The following is a 19,560-nucleotide window of genomic DNA, read 5'->3' on the forward strand; positions in this document are numbered from 1 at the left end:
ATTACCCGGAGCCTGACATGACCCCTGAGCAAATGCGCGACGCCTCGCTGCTTGAATTGTTCAGCCTAGAGGCTGAGGCTCAGACTCAGGTGTTAAATGAAGGATTGCTGGCGCTTGAGCGCAATCCGACCCAAGCCGATCAGTTGGAAGCCTGCATGCGCGCCGCCCATTCGCTTAAAGGGGCGGCGCGAATTGTCGGGGTGGATGCTGGCGTCAGCGTCGCTCATGTCATGGAGGATTGTCTGGTCAGCGCTCAGGAAGGGCGTTTGCGCCTGCATCCAGAACATATTGATGCCTTATTGCAAGGCACTGATTTGCTGATGCGCATTGCGACGCCCGGCAGTGAGAACGTCGCTGCAAGCGACATTGATGCGTATGTAGCGCAACTCAACGAGCTGCTTGACCCCTCTGGACGGGTGGCACCACAGGCTGCCCCCCTAGCGTTCGACGTTTCGCAACTGTTGCTGGCCCCGCAGCCTTTGGTTGAACCTCAGTGGCTGCTTCAGCCAGAAGCCACGCCGGAGCCTGAAGCCCAAGCCATACCAGACCCTACTCGCGAACCTGTTCGCCGCCCTCAACGTCTGACCGAAAGTGGTGAACGGGTGCTGCGCGTGACCGCCGAGCGGCTCAATAGCCTGCTTGATCTGTCCAGCAAATCTTTGGTCGAAACTCAGCGCCTTAAGCCTTATTTGGCGGCCTTGCATAGGCTTAAACGGATGCAAAGCACCAGTTTGCGGGCCTTGGATACGCTGAACGAGCAGCTCAAAGTCAGCGGGCTGACGCACGAAGTTGAAGAGGCTTTGAACGAGGCCCGGCGCACCCTCTCAGAGTCGCAGCAGTTGCTCAGCGAGCAGACCGCGGAGTTAGACGAATTCGGTTGGCAGACCGGCCTGCGCGCGCAACGGTTGTATGACACTGCACTGGCGTGTCGCATGCGTCCGTTTGCCGACGTACTGGTTGGGCAAGAGCGCATGGTCCGCGACTTGGGTCGTGTATTGGGTAAGCAGATTCGTCTGGAAGTCGACGGTGAGAAAACCCAGGTTGATCGCGATGTACTGGAAAAACTCGAAGCGCCGTTAACTCACTTGTTGCGCAATGCTGTTGACCATGGGGTTGAATCTCCAGAGCAACGCTTGCTGGCGGGTAAATCGGCTGAAGGCATCATTCGCCTTCGGATGTCGCATCAGGCCGGCTTACTGGTAGTCGAACTCAGTGATGACGGTGCCGGTGTAGACCTTGCGCGCCTAAGCCGGATCATCGTTGAACGTCAGCTGTCGACCACCGACACCGTGGCCCAACTGAGCGAAGAAGAACTGCTGAGCTTTCTCTTTTTGCCGGGCTTTAGCCTGCGCGATACCGTAACCGAAGTGTCCGGGCGTGGCGTCGGTTTGGATGCCGTTCAGCACATGGTGCGCTTGCTGCGTGGAGCCATTGTGCTGGAGCAGACTTCGGGGCAGGGCAGCCGCTTTGTGCTGGAGGTCCCACTGACCTTGTCGGTGGTGCGCAGCTTGGTGGTAGAAGTGGCCGACGAGGCTTACGCCTTCCCCTTGGCGCATATTGAGCGAATGCGCGACTTGGCCCCGGAGGACATTGTGCAAGTCGAGGGGCGCCAGCATTTCTGGGATGAAGGGCGGCACGTGGGGTTGGTCGCCGCCAGCCAATTACTGCAACGCCCGTCCAGCCAAAGCGATGACGAAACCCTCAAAGTGGTGGTGATTCGTGAGCGTGATGCGGTGTACGGCGTGGCGGTCGAGCGTTTTATTGGCGAACGAACGTTGGTGGTGTTACCGCTCGACCCGCGCTTGGGTAAGGTGCAAGACATCTCGGCTGGCGCGTTGCTCGACGATGGTTCTCCAGTCTTGATTGTCGACGTTGAAGATATGCTGCGCTCGGTCGATAAACTCCTCAACACCGGGCGTTTAGAGCGCATTGATCGGCGTAATCGGCATACCGCCGAGTTGACACGCAAGCGAATCTTGGTGGTTGATGACTCACTGACCGTGCGTGAGCTGCAACGCAAACTGCTAATCAACCGCGGCTATGAAGTGGCGGTAGCGGTTGACGGCATGGACGGTTGGAACGCTTTGCGGGCCGAGCATTTTGATCTGTTGATCACCGACATCGACATGCCGCGCATGGATGGTATCGAGCTGGTCACACTGTTACGACGCGACAATCGACTGCAATCTATGCCTGTTATGGTGGTTTCCTACAAAGATCGGGAAGAAGACCGTCGGCGTGGCTTAGATGCCGGAGCCGACTATTATCTAGCCAAAGCCAGCTTCCACGACGACGCCTTGCTTGATGCTGTGGTTGAACTCATTGGGGGAGCCCAAACATGAAAATCGCCATCGTGAACGACATGCCGTTGGCGATTGAGGTGCTACGCAGGGCGTTGGCCTTTGAACCCAGCCATGAGTTGGTGTGGGTTGCGATGAATGGTCAAGAAGCGGTTAGTAAATGTGCTGAGTTAACGCCTGACCTGATTTTGATGGACCTGATCATGCCCGTGATGGACGGGGTTGAAGCGACACGACGGATCATGGCTGAAACGCCCTGTGCCATCGTCATTGTGACCGTGGACCGCGAGCAAAATGTTCATCGAGTGTTCGAAGCCATGGGCTTCGGCGCGTTAGATGTAGTGGATACCCCAGCGTTGGGTGCGGGTAACGCTAAAGAAGCGGCGGCGCCGTTATTGCGCAAGATTATTAACGTTGGCTGGTTGATGGGGCAGAGTGATAAGCGCGTCCAACCGGTTTCAGCGCAGCCTCGCACCCAAGGCCCCCAGCGCGGTCTGGTAGCAATTGGCTCGTCTGCCGGTGGGCCCGCAGCACTGGAAACCTTGCTCAAAGGGCTGCCAAGTAATTTTCAAGCGTCCATCGTATTGGTGCAACACGTCGACCAGGTGTTTGCAGCGGGCATGGCAGAGTGGTTGAGTAGCTCCTGCGGGCTGGATGTGCGTTTGGCTCAAGAAGGGGAGTCGCCCCAAGCGGGGAAAGTACTGTTGGCCGGCACCAACCACCATATACGGCTAATGAAAGACGGCACCCTGGCTTACACGGCAGAGCCGGTGAACGAGATTTACCGACCTTCGATTGATGTGTTTTTTGAAAGTGTTGCCAGATATTGGAAGGGTGATGCGGTAGGTGTGTTGTTAACCGGCATGGGGCGTGATGGCGCTCAGGGTCTTAAACTCATGCGCCAGCAAGGTTTCCTCACCATCGCTCAGGACCAACAAAGCAGCTCGGTGTACGGCATGCCCAAAGCGGCGGCGGCCATTGATGCTGCGGTTGAGATCCGTCCTTTGGACAAGATTGCGCCACGCTTGCTGGAGATATTTGCCAAATGACTGACAAAATCCCGCAGGACTGGCTTGAAGGCTGTTATTCAGGTGAACGCGCATGAGCGATTTACAGTTGGACGACGTTAAAACAGACGAAAACGCTGCCATGGTGCTGCTGGTAGACGATCAAGCGATGATCGGCGAAGCCGTGCGCCGCGGTTTGGCGCTCGAACAAAACATTGATTTCCACTTTTGTGCTGACCCGCACCAGGCGATTGCTCAAGCCATTCGGATCAAACCGACAGTGATCTTGCAGGACCTAGTGATGCCGGGGCTGGACGGGCTGACGCTGGTGCGCGAATACCGTAATCACCCGGCGACCCAGAACATCCCGATCATCGTACTTTCCACCAAAGAAGACCCGCTGATCAAAAGTGCAGCTTTTTCGGCGGGGGCCAATGACTACTTGGTCAAACTGCCCGATAACATCGAGTTGGTCGCGCGCATTCGCTATCACTCGCGTTCCTACATGACCTTGTTGCAACGCGACGCGGCCTACCGTGCGCTGCGTGTGAGTCAGCAACAACTGCTCGACACCAATCTGGTGCTTCAGCGGTTAATGAACTCCGATGGTTTGACCGGTTTATCGAATCGTCGGCATTTTGACGAATACCTAGAGCTTGAATGGCGTCGAGCCATGCGTGAGCAGACTCAACTGTCGTTGTTGATGATTGACGTCGACTACTTCAAGTCATTCAACGACACCTTTGGCCATCTGGACGGTGATGAAGCGTTGCGCAAAGTAGCGTCCGCCATTCGTGATGCCAGCAGTCGACCGTCTGATTTACCTGCGCGTTATGGCGGCGAAGAGTTTTCCATCGTGTTGCCCAACACCTCGCAGGGTGGCGCGCGGTTAGTGGCAGAAAAACTGCGCCAAGCCGTAGAAGGGCTAAAAATCCCGCATATACAGCCCAGCGAAGGCCGCAGCCTGACCATCAGCATTGGTTTGGCAACCCTCACGCCCCAGCAAAACGGCAGCTCGCGGCAGTTGATTTTAGCGGCGGATAAAGGCTTATACCTGGCCAAACACGGCGGGCGTAATCAGGTAGGGATTGAATAGGGGCCTAACCCCGCCTTTTCGGAGCTGCCGAAGGCTGCGATCTTTTGATCTTCAAAGCAAAAGATCGCAGCCTGCGGCAGCTCCTACAGGGTGATTCATCGGCTAACAGACATTTTGTGGTTACTAACCTGCCGCGGCGATCTGTTGATCTTCAAACAGTGATCTGGCCAACACGTGCCAAGGTCCTTTGTAGGGTGTCGACCAATGTTCGGGTGGTTTGGTCAATTTCTACATTCACTCGATCCTCCTCTCGCAGGGCGCTCAAGTTGGTGAGAGCCAACGTTTGCGGGATGAGGTTGACGGTGAGTGTCTGTTGGGTTTCATCCAAACTGTCGATGGTCAAGCTACAGCCGTGTAAGCCGATGAAACCTTTCTTAAACACGTACGCAAATGTCGATTCGTCCAGTTGGAAAACAGCCCTGACGGTTTCGCCCAGCGGCTGCCATGAAACGACCCTCGCAGTACTTTCTATATGGCCATACAGCGCGTGCCCGCCATTTTCTTCTGCGCTGCGGTGTGATCGTTCAATATTGACCCGCTCATTAACGCTCAAGTACTCGAGTGTGGTGATCTCGGACGTGCGATGCGAAATATCAAATGTCGCAGTGTTTGAAGCGTAAGCCGTGACAGTCAGGCATGTGCCATTTACCGACACGCTGGCGCCGATTTCAAGGGTGTCGAATAGGCCAGTATTTTGAAGCAAAACGATCCGTTTATGGCCAATACCCCGCTCAATAGATTGAACATGAGCGGTGCCTTGCACGATTCCGGTATACATCAGACCATCCTCTTTTTAAGCAACATCAGCCCTGTGGAATACGCCGTGCTGTAGCGTCCGGCGTAATAGTGTTGATATAGCTTTTGGTAGTAGTCGTTGATGGCGCTGTCACGAGCGTGCTCTTCAAACTGTCCATACACCACTGAGCCGCTGCCTAAGTGCCAGTCTTTAAAGTCTTCAAACGTTTTGAATTGGACAGGCTCTTCAATGCGGTGCGAGCGAATGATCTCAAAGTCGTGTAAGGTCGAGATGATCGACGCTCGATTGAACCTGAAATCATCGAATACCACGGGCTCTGTTATACAAGGGTATTTTTTGCGAATCTCCATCAGTACTTGTTCCTGAACAGCTCGTTCACTGGGCACATAGTCAAAGCCAAAAGCACAGGAGAGAAACAGGTAACCGCCGGGATTTATCAGCGCGGATAACTTATTGATAACGTCTTGTTCGCGAGGGATAAACCAATGTAAGCAGGCCGCGCAGATCGCGTTATCAAAACGCTTAAACTGATCGAGCGACACCTCTAAAAAATCGCCGATTAAAAACCTAACATTGGGCGCTGCATGAGCGAGGTTGGCGAAAGCGATCATGTCCTTGGAAATATCAATTCCGACATACTGTTCAATGTTTTGTTTATCGGTGAACAGTAAAGCGTTTCCTGTGCCGCATCCAACGTCTAAGAGTCTGCCGCGAGGAGTGGCAAACGAGAGCAGCAACTCCAAACAGCGTTTTTGTAAGTGTTTAGACGTTCGTTGGTAGCCTTCGGGGTTAAACCAGACATTTTCCATCTCGATCTCCTTGTTTTAGCCCACGTGTTGAACCAAGCCATACATCCCCTCGCCAGGGTGCAGGCCAAGTAGTTTTCTCACCTGCTCAGGGCGGGCAGGTGTGCGCTCCAAATGGCTAGCAATAGAGGTGATGCGTTGCAGCAAACTGCGATTGCTTGCCAATGTGGTGCGGGCGTTATCGAGCCAGATGTTGTCTTCCAGGCCAATGCGAATACCGTGACCCGAAGCCAGCGCCAAGGTGTTACTGCGCAGTTGATAGCTGCCCAGCCCTGCGAATGAGCTCACAACGTTGTGTGGCAAAGCGCTGGTGAGCGCCGCGATATGAGCAAAGCTGGGTTGGGCGCCAAAGATATTGCCGAGCAAAATGTTGGCGTAGAGGGTCTGGGGCAGTAATGACTTCTTGAACAGTGTGTGCAGGTAGTTCGACATGCCGATGTCGAATATTTCAACTTCCGGAGCAATACCCTTCAGGGCCATTTGTTGGGCAAGGTAGTTGATGGTAGTAGGGGCGTTAATACTCGGCTGGCTGGAAAAGTTCATGGACGATAACGTCAGTGATCCCATATCAGGCTTCGCTTCACCGTCCAAAGTTAATGGGAGCGCTCTGAGAACGGGGTCACTCACATTTCGGCCGCTGAGTGATACACACAAAATAAGCTGTTTATTGTGTTTTCTAATGCCTTCGAGAATAGCGGCGAAGGTAGTAAGGTCGCAGGTGGGTTCACCGGTTTTGTGATCGCGTGCATGCAAATGGGCAATAGAGGCCCCAAACTCTGCCGCCATGAGAACGTCTTCAATGATTTCCGACACGCTGATGGGCGTGTGCGGGTTCATTTGTTTGCTGGGCAGCATACCGGTGGGTGAAAAGTTGAGAATATAAGACGTCATGTTATTCACCCCTTTTAGTGGTTAAGTTAATCGTGTGCTGCTTTTTGTCGATTTTGCTACGCAGGTAACGTTCGTTTTCGGGCGTTATAAAAACCCCGGAAGGGATGATGCGGTTGATCGAGATATCGCAATTTCTTAACGCACGTGTTTTGGCGGGGTTGTTAGTGATTAGGTCAATAACAGGAATGTTCAAGGCTTTGAGGATGGCGCCCGCACTCTCAAACTCCCTAAGGTCGTCGGCATAGCCGAGCATTTCATTGGCGGTAAACGTATCAATACCTTGGGTTTGAAGTTGGTAAGCGTCGAATTTTGAATACAAGCCTATGCCGCGCCCCTCCTGGCGTAAGTAAATCAATACGCCCCCGCCGCGCAGTGATATTTCTTTCAGTGCTTCTTTTAACTGAGCGCCACAATCACAACGTTTGGAGCCGAACACGTCCCCTGTCAGGCATTCGGAGTGAACTCGGGTGAGCACCGGAGGGGTTGTGTAATCACCAATGAGCAACGCAAAGTGTTCTTTGTCGACACCCTTGAAAGAGACAAATTGAGTCAGTTGAGTGATGCCCTCAATGGGGATTTCGACCATGGTTTTTAACGTCAATGCCTTCATCTTCAATTCCTGAATAACAAGAGAGGGAAGTGGGCCGGATTCAGCCTCTAGTTAGTGTGTCTTAACGTCGTTCAGTGTGACTTAGGATGAGTCAATGCGAGCTCTGGAATGTCACTTTGCTTGAGCTGGGCAAAAACAGTGCGGTTAATACGGTGATGAACACAAGGGCGGTTAGCGTGCCGATCCCGACGCGGAAAAAAACGGTTGAGGAGTCTTGGGTTAAAGCCTGTGGAATAAATAAGGCCATGAGCAGCGCAGGCACGGCTTGCCCAATTAATGCGTTAAGTTGCATCACTGAACCCATCAGAACAGTGGCGTGATGCATTCGGGTTGGGCCCACCTCGCGCAGACTAATGGACGAGTAGCCAAGAAATTGAAATGAACGGGCGCAACCATGTAAAAAACAACACAACCAAAGGGCGGGCAGCTGCTGGATTAGCGAGGGTATTAGAAACACACTTAAGGTTAACGTGGTTGCCAGCGCGGATCCTATTAAATAGTGTTTTAGATAAGTGCCGCCGCTTAACACTTTTACCGCCGCAGGTTTTGATAGGAAGTTACCGGCGAATATAAACGCTAGGCAGTGGCCGATGGACGTGACGCTAAAAGATGAGGACGTCATAAGGTTAATGATGAGCAGTGTTGGGAATGCATAAATACTGATTCGAAACAAACTGCCTGAGACGATATTTAGCTTGAAGGCCCAACTGCTAAACAGCGAAAGGTCGAATAGTTTTTTTCTTGAGGGCGAGCGTGTTTTTTTGTAGAGCGCCACCGCACTAATCAACATGACCGTGGCTGCCATTAGGGCGTCATCCATTTGATTTTTTGAGCTGGCCAAGAAGGTTATAAATAATGCGCAAGCAGCCAATGCCCAGAGACTGTAGGCGTAGTAATCAAGCGGTGGGTGAGGAGTGGCGGGTCGAGGTAATGAAAACAACAAACGTCGGCACGCAATCATCAGCCCTACGGCGAACAGTGCAATAAAGACAAAAATTAATCGCCAGTTGCCAACGCTGATGATCAAGTTGGCGATGTAAGGGGCGACCATCGGCGCGGTCAGTGCAGGGGTAATCAACCAAGCCATGGTTTTAGGAATAGCAGGCTTGAGTGTGTTGGCCAGTATCAGCGCACGCCCAGCTGGCACAATAAGCGCGCTGCCCAAACCTTGAATCAATCGGCCGATGCACAGTAAATAAAGGTCTTGGCTGAGCGCGCAGATCAGTGAGCCCGCGCAAAAAATAACTAAGCCTGCTTGAAATTTATCGGCCAGTGCCAGCGTTTTTAAGAGCGTTGCGCTCAGGGGGGTGAACAGCACCAAAGCCAATAGATAAGAGGCCAGTGACAACGTGGTATCGCTGATGCTAGCACCGAGGTTGCTGGCCATTGGAATGATTGCGACGATCATGATGGTGGCGTCCAGGACTTCAAGAAAAAAGGCACTGGCGACAGTCAGAATCTGCGCATAACTGGGGCTGATACGCTGCTCGTTCATACAGCCAGCGCTACGCCGGTGCTACGCGGGTCTGCTGCTGCGAACACTAGGCCAGTCTGCGTATTGATCCCGGCCAGTTGCACCACGCCGAGCTTTTCCGATAAGCCATGGGTGTAGGTAAATACTGGGTCTGCCTGCGCTGATTCGCTTAAATAAGTGGTGCAGTGTGTTTTCGGGTGGCATCCCAAGTTGGCGTAGCGGGGAGCGGCGATGGCCGATTGTACGGAGCAGTTTTCGTTGACGATTTTATTAATGATAAAAGCCAGTGTTTGGGACTGAACGGGGCCTCCTGAGGTGCCAATAATAAATGTTTGGCTTGCAGTGGTAACGCGCACACAGTTAGTCGTATGTTTGGCGGGTGAAGTGCCTTTAAAGGTTGACGCGATATCAGGGCCGTTAAATGAAAAGGCTCTGTTCGCTAATAGAATGCCTGTTTTGTCGATTTCGAATAATGCGCCCAGCGGTGTGAAAATGGAGTTGGTAATTCCGGTTAAGGTTCCGTCGGCCTCGGCGCAGGCAATAAATACGGTGTGGGATGGCTTGGAGGCTTGCGCAACTATTTCCAAGGCATCGTCTTTCAGTTGTTGATAAATAAGAGCGGCCCACTCACTGAGGGTTGTATCGTTATCCCTTTGCGTCAACGATTGTGTTGCTAATAAGCTGTCGATGAGCCCAGCCGCCGTACAGAATTGGCGAGGGGTTAGCAAAACAGTGTCTTGTGCACTCAACTGATAAAGCTTTAACAGGATGAACAGTTCCCTCCATGGGCTGTTACTTCCGTGTGCTGAAATACTCGCCTGCATAAAACAGGTTGTTCTGATCTCTGATCGGTTAGGTGTAAAGTCTGAAAAATCATCAGCGGTATACAGGCTTGGATCGCAAGCGGACAACGCATCAAACACGTGTTCTGCCAGCACGCCCCTGTACAGGGATGAAAAGCCTTCACGGCCTAATGTGCTGAAGGTTTGCTGATGCCGAGCCTTGACGTCGTGTCGATGAGTAAAGTAATGACTCCATTGCGAGAACCGGGTTTGCGCGCTGGTTTCATTCAGGGCACTTAAAAACGTACGCGATAAACTTTCAGAGGCGACCAAACCATGTGTTAAGTCGTGCGAGAGGAGATGGTGAACGATACGATTCAAATCAATGTCATGGTGTTGTGTATACCGGTCATAGGCTGAAGGGCAGCCATACACCATGGTGCTGTAAATTCCTCGGCGTGGGATAAGTGCCATTCCTTTATCTAAGTAACTTGCGTGATGTTGATGTGCGGCTGTTTTGCCGGTGCCGTTAAATACTTCAAGATGATGATGGCGTGATTGCATAATTATTGCATCACCGCCCAAACCGCATAAATGAGGGAGGTTGAAGGTCATGGAGAGTGCCGCACTTATTGCCGCACCCGGTGTCGAGCCACACGACAAATATTCATAGAACCCCATCATGGAAGACTTGAAGTGCGGTGTCGCTAGACTAAATGAATGCCCGCTCGCTAAGTTTGACATGCTGAGAACCGCCTGAAAAATAGCTGAACTTAAGTGCGTTATTTTTATAGCGCGAGGGTTTTTAAAGTGCAATTAACGAGTGTGTAGTCTACTTCCTTAAAGGATAGAGATTTTTCCTACATAAATACTCTGTGGTTTCGTACGCATGTTCTGTAAGTCGCGAGTTTGACAACGTTTAGGTTTTTAAAAAGTTCCAGATTGAACCTTTAGAACCGATCCGCTCATTTTGCAGTTTTGGGTCTTTTTATGGCGTTGGGGGCTGCCGCTCTTTTGTGTCCTTACGGCCCCGCCAAGCGGGCTGCTGATGCCCAACGTTTACGGTATACTCCCCGGCTTTGTAAAAATCGCCTACGAGTGCCGCCAGCCATGGAAATCAACCCGATCCTTAACAGCATCAAGGACCTGTCAGAGCGCTCCGAAACTATTCGGGGGTATCTTTGACTACGATCAAAAGCATGAGCGTCTGATCGAAGTCAATCGCGAGCTTGAAGATCCAAGTGTCTGGAACAACCCTTCGTACGCCCAAGAGCTGGGCCGCGAGCGCGCCTTACTGGCGCAAATTGTCGAAACTCTAGATGAGATGCACTCAGGTCTGGCCGACGCCAAAGACCTGCTGCTGATGTCCGCCGAAGAAGACGACCAGGCCGCTGTCGATGACGTCGCTGCCGAAGTTGAACGTTTGCGCGAAGCCCTAGAAAAGCTCGAATTCCGCCGTATGTTCAGCGGTGAAATGGACCCTAATAACGCTTACCTGGACATTCAAGCAGGCTCCGGCGGCACCGAAGCGCAAGATTGGGCCAATATCTTGCTGCGGATGTATTTGCGCTGGGCTGACAAGCGCGGCTTCGATGCCACCATCATGGAACTGTCTGCCGGTGAAGTCGCCGGGATCAAAGGTGCAACTGTTCATATCAAAGGTGAATACGCCTTTGGTTGGTTGCGCACCGAGATTGGCGTCCATCGTTTGGTGCGCAAAAGCCCCTACGACTCGGGCAACCGTCGTCACACCTCGTTCTCGGCTGTTTTCGTCTCGCCAGAGATCGACGACAACATCGAAATCGACATCAACCCGTCTGACCTGCGGATCGACACCTACCGTTCCTCCGGTGCGGGTGGTCAGCACGTAAACACCACCGACTCGGCCGTGCGGATTACCCACGTCCCGACCAATACCGTGGTGAGCTGCCAGAACGAACGTTCTCAGCATGCGAACAAAGACACCGCGATGAAAATGTTGCGGGCCCGTCTTTACGAGCAAGAAATGCAAAAGCGCAGTGCCGCGTCCCAAGCCTTGGAAGACACCAAGTCTGACATCGGCTGGGGTCACCAGATCCGCTCGTACGTACTCGACGCTTCGCGTATCAAAGATTTGCGTACCAATATTGAGCGCAGCGATTGCGACAAAGTGCTCGATGGCGATATCGACGACTACTTGATAGCCAGCTTGAAACAAGGGCTATAAGTCGCGCAACAACCGTAAGTGCGCAGCCAGCGCGATGCCTCTAGGCGCGCAAAAGGCCCGCCACCCCCTGTTGCAAGGCAGGGGCAACGAACCTGTGATGGAATTTTTAAGACATGAGCGACCAACAACTCGACCCTCAAGACCTGCAACAGGAAGAAAACGCCCTGATCGCCCAGCGCAAGGAAAAACTTGCTGCCGAGCGTGCTAAAGGCAACGCCTTCCCGAATGATTTCCGTCGCGAAAATTACTGCGCTGACTTGCAGAAACAGTACGCCGACAAGACCAAGGAAGAGTTGGCTGAAGCGGCAATTCCGGTCAAGGTTGCCGGTCGCATCATGCTTAACCGCGGTTCGTTCATGGTGATCCAAGACATGACTGGGCGCATTCAGGTCTACGTCAACCGCAAAACCTTGGCAGAAGACACCTTGGCCGCGGTGAAAACCTGGGACTTGGGCGACATCATCGCCGCTGAAGGCACCTTGGCCCGTTCCGGCAAAGGCGACCTGTACGTTGAAATGACCAGCGTGCGTTTGCTGACCAAATCCCTGCGCCCGCTGCCAGACAAGCACCACGGCCTGACCGATACCGAGCAGCGCTATCGCCAGCGTTACGTTGACCTGATCGTTAACGAAGACGTGCGCCACACCTTCCGTGTGCGTTCGCAGGTGATTGCCTATATCCGTAACTTTTTAATGGCTCGCGACTTCCTTGAAGTCGAAACGCCGATGCTGCAAACCATTCCGGGCGGCGCGGCAGCCAAGCCTTTCGAAACTCACCACAACGCACTGGACATGGAAATGTTCCTGCGCATCGCGCCTGAGTTGTACCTCAAGCGTCTAGTGGTGGGGGGCTTTGAAAAAGTCTTCGAGATCAACCGTAACTTCCGTAACGAAGGCGTGTCGACGCGTCACAACCCAGAATTCACCATGCTTGAGTTCTACCAAGCGTACGCCGACTACGAAGACAACATGGACCTCACCGAAGAACTGTTCCGTGAACTGGCGCAACTGGTTCTGGGCAGCACCGATGTGCCGTATGGCGACAAGGTGTTCCACTTCGGCGAGCCGTTTGTGCGTCTGTCGGTGTTTGATTCGATCCTCAAGTACAACCCTGAGCTGACCGCAGACGACCTCAACGACATCGACAAGGCGCGTGCCATTGCTAAAAAAGCCGGTGCCAAGGTGTTGGGCTTTGAAGGTCTGGGCAAGCTGCAAGTGATGATTTTCGAAGAGCTGGTTGAGCACAAACTGGAGCAGCCGCACTTCATCACCCAATACCCGTTTGAAGTGTCGCCACTGGCCCGTCGCAACGACGAAAACCCGAACGTGACCGACCGTTTTGAACTGTTCATCGGTGGCCGTGAAATCGCTAACGCCTATTCCGAGTTGAACGACGCTGAAGATCAAGCCGAGCGCTTCATGGCTCAAGTGGCTGATAAAGACGCGGGTGACGACGAAGCCATGCACTATGACGCCGACTTCGTTCGTGCGCTGGAATACGGCATGCCGCCAACCGCGGGTGAAGGGATCGGTATCGACCGTCTGGTGATGCTGCTGACTAACTCCCCGTCGATTCGCGACGTGATCTTGTTCCCGCACATGCGCCCACAAGCCTAAGACGGCAACCTATAAAACCGCCTTTTCAGGCGGTTTTTTATTATCTGGCGCTCACGCAATCGGCTTTTGCCGCGCCATTGAACCCACCAAGCTGCCAAACGGTTGACGGCGATTATCGGTCGGATGGAATATCAGCCACTACTCAATGAGCCCTGACCGCTCTATAGAAGGATGCAGGCATGAAAGCGTGGCGCGTAATGCTCTTGGCAGTGTCGTTTTTGATGTTGAACGGGTGTCTGGTGACGTTCAGTGAAGCACCGGTTGTGGCCCAGCCAGCGCCCAAGCAATTGCTCGGTCAGTGGACCAGTAAAGATGCTTGGGGGCAGGCGCGCACGCTCAATATCCGCGCTGTCGATAAAACCCGCTATGAGGCGGTGGTCCATCCCAAGGGCCAACCCAAGGCCCGTGACCGCTACACGTTCATCGTTGCCCGGCATGGCAGCCGCTGGTATGCCTCGGCCAAGTTGCCAGCCAAATTGGGCGGTGACTATACGCTCAATGGCTTTGAAGTGAACGACAGTGGCGAGTTGGTCGTGTATGACTTAGACCTCGATCAGATCAAACAAGCGATGGGGCAGTCGGCCTTGAGCGGTGAGCAGGTCGAAACGCCTGAAGGTCCGGGCGTACAGATCAAGAGCCCTTCAGCTACAGTTTTTGCATACCTCGATGATCCTGCCAATTCAGATGTATTTGTCGAAGTGGCTCGCTATCAGCGCGCGATCAAGTAAGGCCATTTATTCAAGGAGCAGCGGGTGGACGATTACCAGCGCACCATACGCACATTGTCAGACCGCATCGTACTGGCTCAAGCGCCGATCCGCGTGTTGGACGCGGTGAAGTGGGATGACAGTATTCGCCAAGACTTTTTAAAGGCCAAAGGCAAAGAAATGCCAGCGGTAAGCCGTGACTATTACCTGTCACGACCGCTGTCTTTTGACTCCAGTGCGGTCAAGTCTGAGTTCCAGCACATTGAGCGCGACATCACCCGGCAACTGGGCCAGTTCAACCCGGTCGGGCAAATCATGCGCCGCATGTGTAAAGAGTACCGGATGGTGGTGCGCATGCTCGAAGCGCGAGGCACTGAAGACTTTGGGTTGATCTCTCAAGAGTTATATGGCGCCGCATCAGACGCGTTTCATGCGGGAGACCCGACGCTGTCCGATTTGGGGCGGATGATGTCCGATTACCTGGACAACATCGACGGGCGCGGAGATCTCAAGGACGAAGCCAAAAACCTGACCGCCAAAGATGCTGTCAATCTGCTGCAAACCCGTCTGAACAAAGTGTTTGGCGAGTGCGAAGATACCATTCGGGTGTTTGAGTCTGACGGCATTGTTGCGGACGCAGCGGCGGGTGCGGACTACATCAAGATCCGTACCGATGCCAAGTTCAATGAGCGCGACGTGCGCGCACTGGAAGTTCACGAAGGGCTGGTCCACGTGGGCACCACGCTCAATGGTTTGAACCAGCCGATTTGTACCTTCCTGTCAAAAGGCCCGCCGTCATCAACAGTGACCCAAGAAGGGTTGGCGATTTTGATGGAAGTCATCACCTTTGCTTCCTACCCGAGCCGCTTGCGTAAATTGACCAACCGCACGCGCGCCATTCATATGGTGGAAGAGGGCGCGGACTTTATGCAGGTGTATCAGTTCTTCCGCGAGCAAGGGTTCGAGATGCCAGAAAGCTACGGCAACGCGAGCCGTGTTTTCCGCGGATCGGTGCCAAATGGTCTGCCATTCACCAAAGACTTGTCCTACCTCAAAGGCTTCATCATGGTTTACAACTACATTCAGTTGGCCGTGCGTAAGGGCAAGCTCGAACAAATACCGCTGCTGTTCTGTGGCAAAACCACCTTGGAAGACATGCGTACCTTGCGCCAGTTGGTCGATGAAGGCTTAGTGGTAGCGCCCAAATACTTGCCAGATCAATTCCGCGATTTGAACGCGTTATCGGCGTGGATGTGCTTCTCCAACTTTCTTAATCATTTGAGTCTGGACCGGATCGAAGCTGACTATTCCAACATTTTGTAACTCTCTGCACCATGGAGCGAGCTTACGATCTTTGGCGTTTAAAGATCAAAAGATCGCAGCCTGCGGCAGCTCCTACGCGGTTTGTAGGAGCGAGCAAGCTCGGCTCCTACAAACAAACTAGGTATTAGACGCTATGAAAATCCTGGCTGCACTCTGCCTGCTGCTCACCCTCAGCGGATGCAGCTCATTACTGTTTTACCCAGAACCCGGACAGCCGATTACCCCGCAGGCTGCGGGGTTGACGTATGAAAACGTTAATCTCACGGCCGCCGATGGCACGCTGCTGCACGGCTGGTGGCTACCGGCCAAGCCCGGCGTGCCGCTTAAAGGTACGGTGCTGCACTTGCACGGTAATGGCGGCAATTTGGCGTATCACTTGGGGGCCGTGGCTTGGTTGCCCGAGCAGGGTTATCAAGTGCTGATGCTCGATTATCGTGGTTATGGTCTGTCGCAGGGGTCGCCGAGCTTGCCTGCGTTGTACCAAGACATCGACGCTGCCTTCGACTGGTTGCAGCAACAACCTTCTGTTCAGCAACAGCCACTGATTGTGCTGGGGCAAAGTTTGGGCGGAGCCATGGCCGTGCATTACTTGAGCCAGCACCCTGAGCAGCGGGCACGATTAAAAGCAGTGGTCCTGGATGGCGTCCCTGCCAGCTACCGCGAAGTGGGGCAGTTTGCATTGAGCACGTCTTGGCTGACTTGGCCATTGCAGGTGCCGCTTTCGTGGTTTGTACCCGATGCGGACAGTGCGGTGTACGCAATGCCTGACATGCAAGAAACGCCAATGTTGATCTTCCACAGCATGGATGACCCCATCGTGCCGCTTTCTAATGCAATCCGCCTGTACCAAGCGGCGCCGCCGCCCAAGGTGTTGCAACTGACCCGAGGCGGTCATGTGCAAACATTTGCCGACCCGACCTGGCGCCAAGTGATGCTGCGTTATCTGGAAGACCCAGAGCATTTCAACGGTGTACGTCGATTAGGCGAAATCCCTAATTACCCGTCGGTTGAGCCTTCGACCAACCCCCCTGAAACAGAGATTCGGCAATGAGTGAAGAACGTAACGCCATCCCCCTGATCATCACTGGGATTTGCAGCATCATCGGCACGGTTGGCTGCTTGTGGTACTACGGCTACCTGCATTTCGCCAAACCTGAGGATGCGTTGTTACTCAACGACTACACCATGCTCAAGACCCTGCCGGGCGAGGATTACAAAGTCTCGTTAACCCCGGCGAACCAAGTGGCGCAGTGCGTGGACGGGATTGTGGTGCTGTTTGATACCGAGCAGAAGGGGCTGACCGGAGTGTTGGTCAACAACAAAAAACAAGCCGTCCACTGCCTAGACCAATAACCGCAAGCTGCGATCTTTTGCGTTTAAAGATCAACAGATCGCAGCCTTCGCCAGCCAAAAATTCAATAAAAAAAATCCCGCCTGATTGCTTAGGCGGGATTTTTTATTAAGCGCTTACAGCGTGATTACATCGACGAACGTGGCGCAACTGGCTGGTTGTCGTTGGAGATAGTCACTTCAACGCGGCGGTTTTGAGCGCGGCCCGAGTTGCTGCCGTTATCCGCTACCGGATACTCCTTGCCATAACCCTGGGCAACGATACGCGAAGAATCTACACCGGCACGCACCAGAGCTGCTTTAACGGCGTTAGCGCGACGCTCGGACAAGCCTTGGTTGTAAGAGGCGCTGCCTTTGCTATCGGTGTAACCCTCAACAATCACCTTGCGATCCGGGTTTTGGATCAGGTAGTTGGACAGGGTAGCGATGCTTTCACGGCTGTTTGGCTTCAACTGTGCTTGGTCGAAGTCGAACAGTACGTCACCGAAGGTCACCAGCGTGCCGCGATCAGTTTGCTTAGCGTTCAGGCTTTGCAGTTGTTTGATCTGTGCGTCACGTGCGTCTAACAGTGCTTGTGCACGATCAGAACCGGCGTTTTTAAGTTGGTTTTCAGCAGTGCGCAAGGCGATGGTTTGCTTGGCCACTTCAACGCGTTGGTTGGTCAGGTAAGCCAGTTGATCGACCTTGGACTCGTCGTCTTTGTTCAGATAAGCCTTTTCAGCTTTGTCCAACCACTCGCCAGCGTCTTTAGTTTCCAGCGCTGCAACCTTGGTTGCTTCCGGGTTGGTTTGCAGAGCCGTGTAGTTGGTCTTGGCATTTTCCAAGTTTGCATTTGGCTGGTGCGAGCACGCTGCCAAGCCAACGCTGAGGGCCAACAGGGCAGGAATCATTACTGTATTGCGCATAATAGTTGTCCTTTCTATCTATTAGGAAAGCGGTGTCGACAGTGCAATCGAAGAGGGGCGGCTGTTATTTCAGGCCGCGCATGCCTTCCTGACGCAATTGTTGTACGGCTTTCTGAGCATCTTGAACGGCCTTCTCGGCCTTGGCAGCCTGGGCTTTACGTTCTGCTACGCGAGCGTCCCATTCGGCTTGTTCGGACAGGCGACGAGCGTCGTCATATTTTTTGTCATGCATGGCCAGCTCAGCTTGCTTGAGCTTGTCTTGTGCCGACTTCATCTCAACTGGCGCGTACTCAGTACCGCCTGCGCTGACGGCGTTGTTCACGGCCGACTGCGTCACAGCGTATTGCTCAGTTGGCGGGTTACCAGCGCAACCTGCTAAAACGAAGCTGGCACCGATCGCCAGTGCAGCCAGTTTCAGCCCGCGCAGGCGAGGAGAGGTGGTTTTGACAGTGCGGGTCATCATGGTCTTCAACTCCATTAGGGAACTCCTTAAAAACATCAACTCCATCAGAACTGTTGGGTTACCTGGAGTAGTAGGACGCAGGTTCCTGCAGTGATGGTTAAAAGCTGTGACCTGAACGAATTTTGAATAGTTCAAAAAATAAGGTGGCAGATTGCCTAAAATTTATTGACTGGTCGGTCACTTTCAAATTTAGGCTTTAACGCGCGCATGGCTTGCCATCTACGGTCATTGCGAAGCACTCTTGGGGCAGGAGCTACCCCAGAATCTGCTGGAGAAATTGCTGATGACCGATATTGATGCACGCTTGCGCGATGATGTTCACCTGCTGGGTGAATTGTTGGGTAAAACGATTCGTGAGCAATACGGCGATGCGTTTCTCGCCAAGATTGAGCGGATCCGCCAGGGCGCCAAAGACGACCGTCGCGGTACGCCGGGTGAGGAATTGAGCGCCATCCTAGATGCCTTGAGCGATGACGAGGTGTTACCCGTAGCGCGCGGCTTTAACCAGTTTTTAAACCTGGCCAATATCGCGGAGCAATATCAGCTCATTCATCGGCGTGACGACAATCAGCCACAACCCTTTGAGTCCCAAGTATTGCCTACGCTGCTCAGCCGCTTGTTGGCTGAGGGCCATGATGCGCAGGCTCTGGCGCAACAACTCAGCGGCCTTGAGATTGAATTAGTACTGACGGCGCACCCGACCGAAGTCACCCGCCGCACCTTGATCCAAAAATACGACGCGATTGCCGAGCAACTGGCGGCTCAGGATCACCGGGATCTGACCCAAGCAGAGAAGTTGCGGATAGAAGAACGCTTGCAGCGGTTGATCGCTGAAGCGTGGCACACCGAAGAAATTCGTCGCACCCGGCCCACCCCAGTCGATGAAGCCAAGTGGGGGTTCGCCGTCATTGAACACTCGCTGTGGCACGCACTCCCCAACATGCTGCGCACGGCGGATACCGCCCTGCACGCGGCGACAGGGGAGCATTTGCCGCTCGACTGCGCGCCGATTCGTTTTGCTTCCTGGATGGGCGGCGACCGTGATGGCAACCCTAATGTGACCGCCAGCGTCACCCGCGAAGTGCTGTTGCTGGCTCGCTGGATGGCCGCTGATTTGTACCTGCGAGACATTGATAAACTCGCCGCCGACTTGTCGATGCAGCAAGCCACGCCTGAATTACTGGCGGTTGCGGGCGAGAGTGCCGAACCGTATCGCGCCGTGCTCAAACAACTGCGCGAACGCCTGCGCCTTACCCGCCCTTGGGCA

Annotated in this window: 18 protein-coding genes; 10 read left to right on the forward strand and 8 right to left on the reverse strand. The window is 53.6% G+C overall.

Features of this window, described 5'->3' with window-relative positions; all coding sequences use genetic code 11:
• Positions 1-17 precede the first annotated feature (17 nt).
• From AQS70_RS21130 to AQS70_RS21140, 3 genes are read left to right on the forward strand one after another with little or no spacing between them, the layout of a single operon-like run.
• A complete protein-coding gene (locus AQS70_RS21130) occupies positions 18-2,342 on the forward strand; it encodes a hybrid sensor histidine kinase/response regulator (protein WP_055104703.1) in 2,325 nt (774 codons plus the stop codon).
• Positions 2,339-3,349, forward strand: coding sequence for a chemotaxis response regulator protein-glutamate methylesterase (gene cheB, locus AQS70_RS21135; RefSeq protein WP_055104688.1), 1,011 nt, complete (start codon positions 2,339-2,341; stop codon positions 3,347-3,349). Before AQS70_RS21130 ends, cheB begins: the two co-directional genes overlap by 4 nt.
• Positions 3,350-3,401: 52 nt before the next feature.
• Complete coding sequence (locus tag AQS70_RS21140) at positions 3,402-4,403, forward strand: response regulator (RefSeq protein ID WP_055104689.1); 1,002 nt, start codon at positions 3,402-3,404, stop codon at positions 4,401-4,403.
• A 151-nt stretch (positions 4,404-4,554) separates the two neighbouring features.
• Here AQS70_RS21140 and AQS70_RS21145 read toward each other — a convergent pair whose 3' ends face one another.
• From AQS70_RS21145 to AQS70_RS21170, 6 genes are all read right to left on the reverse strand, one after another.
• Positions 4,555-5,181 carry a riboflavin synthase gene (locus tag AQS70_RS21145; RefSeq protein ID WP_055104690.1) on the reverse strand — a complete coding sequence of 209 codons (627 nt, stop codon included), beginning with the start codon at positions 5,179-5,181 and terminating at the stop codon, positions 4,555-4,557.
• Positions 5,181-5,969: a class I SAM-dependent methyltransferase gene (locus AQS70_RS21150; RefSeq protein ID WP_055104691.1), complete on the reverse strand. Its 789-nt coding sequence runs from the start codon at positions 5,967-5,969 to the stop codon at positions 5,181-5,183. The genes AQS70_RS21145 and AQS70_RS21150 overlap by 1 nt, the downstream gene beginning before the upstream one ends.
• Positions 5,970-5,984: 15 nt before the next feature.
• Entirely contained in the window at positions 5,985-6,857 is an 873-nt protein-coding gene (locus AQS70_RS21155) for a beta-keto acid cleavage family enzyme (protein WP_055104692.1), read from the reverse strand.
• Between the two features lies 1 nt (position 6,858).
• Complete coding sequence (gene ribA, locus AQS70_RS21160) at positions 6,859-7,467, reverse strand: GTP cyclohydrolase II RibA (RefSeq protein ID WP_055104693.1); 609 nt, start codon at positions 7,465-7,467, stop codon at positions 6,859-6,861.
• A gap of 91 nt (positions 7,468-7,558) precedes the next feature.
• Positions 7,559-8,962, reverse strand: a complete 1,404-nt coding sequence (locus AQS70_RS21165; RefSeq protein WP_055104694.1) for an MFS transporter — start codon at positions 8,960-8,962, stop codon at positions 7,559-7,561.
• Positions 8,959-10,467, reverse strand: a complete 1,509-nt coding sequence (locus AQS70_RS21170) for a gamma-glutamyltransferase (protein ID WP_082428166.1) — start codon at positions 10,465-10,467, stop codon at positions 8,959-8,961. The genes AQS70_RS21165 and AQS70_RS21170 overlap by 4 nt, the downstream gene beginning before the upstream one ends.
• A 366-nt stretch (positions 10,468-10,833) precedes the next feature.
• Here AQS70_RS21170 and prfB point away from each other — a divergent pair.
• From prfB to AQS70_RS21195, 6 genes are all read left to right on the forward strand, one after another.
• Positions 10,834-11,929 (forward strand): peptide chain release factor 2 gene (gene prfB / locus AQS70_RS23470; protein ID WP_156355249.1). Its coding sequence is split into 2 segments (ribosomal slippage): positions 10,834-10,905 and positions 10,907-11,929, totalling 1,095 coding nucleotides; the frame shifts between segments, so codons are not numbered across the junction.
• A 113-nt stretch (positions 11,930-12,042) separates the two neighbouring features.
• Positions 12,043-13,545, forward strand: coding sequence for a lysine--tRNA ligase (gene lysS, locus AQS70_RS21175; RefSeq protein ID WP_055104696.1), 1,503 nt, complete (start codon positions 12,043-12,045; stop codon positions 13,543-13,545).
• 179 nt (positions 13,546-13,724) lie between these two features.
• Positions 13,725-14,273: a hypothetical protein gene (locus AQS70_RS21180; RefSeq protein WP_055104697.1), complete on the forward strand. Its 549-nt coding sequence runs from the start codon at positions 13,725-13,727 to the stop codon at positions 14,271-14,273.
• Between the two features lie 24 nt (positions 14,274-14,297).
• Complete coding sequence (locus AQS70_RS21185; protein ID WP_055104698.1) at positions 14,298-15,575, forward strand: flavohemoglobin expression-modulating QEGLA motif protein; 1,278 nt, start codon at positions 14,298-14,300, stop codon at positions 15,573-15,575.
• A gap of 133 nt (positions 15,576-15,708) precedes the next feature.
• Entirely contained in the window at positions 15,709-16,626 is a 918-nt protein-coding gene (locus AQS70_RS21190) for an alpha/beta hydrolase (RefSeq protein WP_055104699.1), read from the forward strand.
• On the forward strand, positions 16,623-16,928 hold the full coding sequence (locus AQS70_RS21195; RefSeq protein ID WP_055104700.1) for a PA3694 family proteiin: 306 nt from the start codon (positions 16,623-16,625) through the stop codon (positions 16,926-16,928). The genes AQS70_RS21190 and AQS70_RS21195 overlap by 4 nt, the downstream gene beginning before the upstream one ends.
• A gap of 125 nt (positions 16,929-17,053) precedes the next feature.
• Here AQS70_RS21195 and lptF read toward each other — a convergent pair whose 3' ends face one another.
• Both lptF and AQS70_RS21205 read right to left on the reverse strand, forming a co-directional pair.
• Positions 17,054-17,830 (reverse strand): lipotoxin F family OmpA-related lipoprotein LptF, encoded by a 777-nt coding sequence (gene lptF, locus AQS70_RS21200; protein WP_055104701.1) that lies wholly within the window; start codon positions 17,828-17,830, stop codon positions 17,054-17,056.
• A gap of 64 nt (positions 17,831-17,894) precedes the next feature.
• Positions 17,895-18,308: a DUF4398 domain-containing protein gene (locus AQS70_RS21205; protein WP_055104702.1), complete on the reverse strand. Its 414-nt coding sequence runs from the start codon at positions 18,306-18,308 to the stop codon at positions 17,895-17,897.
• 268 nt (positions 18,309-18,576) lie between these two features.
• On the opposite strand from AQS70_RS21205, the gene AQS70_RS21210 reads away from it, so the two are divergent.
• Positions 18,577-19,560: phosphoenolpyruvate carboxylase (locus tag AQS70_RS21210; RefSeq protein WP_156355251.1), on the forward strand; the 984-nt coding region annotated here is incomplete at its 3' end.

This window comes from Pseudomonas endophytica (genome assembly GCF_001411475.1).
Classification (GTDB): Bacteria; Pseudomonadota; Gammaproteobacteria; order Pseudomonadales; family Pseudomonadaceae; genus Aquipseudomonas; species Aquipseudomonas endophytica.